Origin of the sequence: Micromonospora echinofusca, assembly GCF_017614955.1 — a bacterium.
In the GTDB taxonomy this organism is placed as follows: domain Bacteria; phylum Actinomycetota; class Actinomycetes; order Mycobacteriales; family Micromonosporaceae; genus Micromonospora; species Micromonospora echinofusca_A.
Map to the genome: position 1 here is coordinate 1 of NZ_WVUH01000582.1, position 2,286 is coordinate 2,286.

Genomic DNA, 2,286 nt, shown 5'->3' on the forward strand with positions numbered 1-2,286 from the left:
GCCATGAACTAGTCGGATGACCGTCCCGGCCGGGGCGGGTGGCTGGCCGGGACGGTCATCCGACTAGTTCATGGCAGGCCGACCGCCTTGTCAAGGCTCGGATACCGGCGGGTAACCATCCGGCGGGAAGACGCCGGCCCGGGGCAACGTGAACCGTGGGGTGGATTGTTCCCGCCGGGACACGGCCAGGCAACGGTTACGAAATGGTCACCCCGCAGGCTGTCCTCACACGCCGGCACCAGACCGGCCCACCGAGCGGAGGGAGCGCGATGTTGCTCAGAGTTCGGGTGACCCTGCCGGACCGACCCGGGACGCTCGGCCAGGTGGCCCGCACCCTCGGTATCGCCGGCGCCGACATCGTCCAGGTCGTCGTCCTGGAACGCCTCGGTGGGCGGGCGGTCGACGACTTCACCGTGGTCTGGCCGGGTACCGCCCGCGTCGACCGGCTGCTCGCCGGCCTCGCCGCGATCCCCGGCGTCCGCGTCGACGGGGTGTGGCGGGCGATCGGCAGTCCCATCGTCGGCGGTCAGGACGCCGAACTGCTGGCCCAGGTCGCGGCGAACCCGAACGACGGGCTGGCCACCCTGGTCGACGCGGTACCCGGACTGCTGGCCGCCGACTGGGCCGCCGCTGCCGTCGTACCGGCCGACTGGGCGGAACGCAGCGGCACCGGCACGGCCACCCCGGCGTACGCCAGTTGGCGGGCACCGGTGCCGGCCCGGCTCCCGGAGATCACCCCGCTGCGGGCCCGCGCGCTGACCGGCCCGGCCGGCGAACACTACGCGGTCGCGCCCTTCGGCCGCGCCGGGCTGGTGCTGGTGGTGTCCCGCGCGGACGTGGCACCGCTCACCGCCGCAGCCTTCCACGCCACCGAGGTGGACCGGCTGGCCCAACTCGTCCGGGCCGCCGCGGTGATCCTCGGCGACCGGCTCGACCTGGTCGGCGCACCGCCGGCCACCGCCACGTTCCAGGTGTAGGGACAGGTGTTAGGAAGGGCCCCCTCTTATCGTTTTCGGTATAGGAAGGGCCCCTTCCTAACACCTCCCACCAGCAGGACCGCCGCGAGCGGCGGGGAGGAGTGAAGGATGGCGCTGTGGCGGATCCGGGCCACCGTCGACGACCGGCCCGGGTACCTTTCAGTGCTGACCGCCAGCCTGGCGCTGCGCGGCGTCAACATCCTGGCGGTCCAGGTGCACACCACCGAGGCGGGAGCCGTCGACGACTTCCTCGTGGACGCACCGGACAGCGTCGGGGAGGCGGAACTGCTGGCCGCGGTGGAACGGGGCCGGGGCCGGGACTGCTGGATCTCGCGCAGTGAGGCGCGTGGCCTGGCGGACCAGCCGACCCGGGTACTCGGTCTGGCGACCCGCCTGGTCCACGACCCGGACGCGCTGGGCGAGGTGCTGCGGTCGCTGCTCGCCGCCGACACGGTCACCTGGCGGGTCGCGCCCGTACCGGACCGCTCCGGGGTGGGCACGGACACCCTGCACCTGGTCGAGCCGGCCGGCGGGTACTTCGTCCTGCACCGGGCCGCCCCGACGTTCACCCCCGCCGAGTACGCCCGCGCGCAGGCCCTCGTCGAACTGGCCGGCGCCGCCGCGCGCCGGCTCGCCGAGCAGGTCACCCTGCTTCTTCCCGACGGCGCGGAGCTCAGCGTACGGCCGGCGTCGGTCGACGACCTGCCGGGCGTACTCGAACTGCACGGACGCTGCTCACCGACCAGCCGGCAGCGGCGTTATCTCAGCGGCGGGGCGGCGCCGACGCCGACCCGGCTGCGGCGGCTGCTCGACCCGGCGCGGGGTCTGACCCTGCTCGCGGTGACCGTCGGCGCGGACGGGACGGACCAGGTGGTCGCGATGGCCAACCTGCTCGGTGAGGGTGACGAGGCCGAGGTGGCGTTCCTGGTCCGGGACGACTGGCAGCGGCGCGGGGTGGGGACCGCCCTGCTCCGCCGGCTGGTGGCGTACGCCGAGCGGGCCGGGTACGCGGCGCTGCTGCTGCACACCCAGGCGGACAACGCGGCGATGCTGCGTACCCTGCGTCGGCTGGGCCGGCCGGCCCCGATGCGGCTCGACGAGGCGCTGCTGACCGCGACCGTGGTGCTCAGCCCGATCCCCGTCAACCGGCATTGAGGTGTTAGGAAGGGCCCCTTCCTCTACCTTGGGGTCTAGTGGTCCTCGCAACACCCGGATCTTCTGGGGGTTGCGAGGACCGTGTCCGTTTCCGTGGAACTCAAGGCGAAGTTCTTCGAGGTTCTCGATCGCGTCGGCAGTGTGCCCGTGGCTG

Annotated in this window: 2 protein-coding genes; both read left to right on the top strand. The window is 73.3% G+C overall.

What is annotated here, in order from left to right; genetic code table 11:
• The first annotated feature begins 269 nt into the window (after positions 1-269).
• Positions 270-977, top strand: a complete 708-nt coding sequence (locus tag GSF22_RS32945; protein WP_208817817.1) for an amino acid-binding protein — start codon at positions 270-272, stop codon at positions 975-977.
• A gap of 108 nt (positions 978-1,085) precedes the next feature.
• On the top strand, positions 1,086-2,132 hold the full coding sequence (locus tag GSF22_RS32950; RefSeq protein WP_208817818.1) for a GNAT family N-acetyltransferase: 1,047 nt from the start codon (positions 1,086-1,088) through the stop codon (positions 2,130-2,132).
• The last annotated feature ends 154 nt before the right edge of the window (positions 2,133-2,286 follow it).